Origin of the sequence: Chrysanthemum yellows phytoplasma (genome assembly GCF_000803325.1) — a bacterium.
GTDB classification, from domain to species: domain Bacteria; phylum Bacillota_I; class Bacilli_A; order Acholeplasmatales; family Acholeplasmataceae; genus Phytoplasma; species Phytoplasma asteris.
The window spans coordinates 1-352 of record NZ_JSWH01000070.1; the positions used below are offsets into that span (position 1 = coordinate 1).

General features: G+C 21.9%; 1 protein-coding gene. It reads left to right on the forward strand.

What is annotated here, in order from left to right; genetic code table 11:
* Positions 1 to 13: 13 nt before the first annotated feature.
* A partial coding sequence (locus OL66_RS00890; protein ID WP_156956347.1) for a hypothetical protein occupies positions 14 to 352 on the forward strand: 339 nt, incomplete at its 3' end.

Below are 352 nucleotides of genomic sequence, written 5' to 3' on the forward strand. Positions count from 1 at the left end.
TAATAAAAAAATTTTGTTTTGTTTAATTTTATTTTCTCTAAGTTACATTTTAACAAATTCAAAATATAATACTTTTGCTTGTAATGTTTCTAATAGCAATAAAGAACAAAAACAAGAAATATCAGTAAAAGAAGAATATAGAAAAGAAGATTTTGATATTTTTAAAGAAAAAGTATTAATTCCTGCCGATAAAAGAAGAAATGATTTTCTTAAAATAGCTATTGTTAATTGGATTTTAGACGATTCAACTACTTTAGAAGAAATAAAAAAAGATATATCTAATCGTTTAATAGGGGAAAAAAGTATTTTTGTGCCTCTTGATATGTACAGAAACTCTTTAGCTCAAAATTTC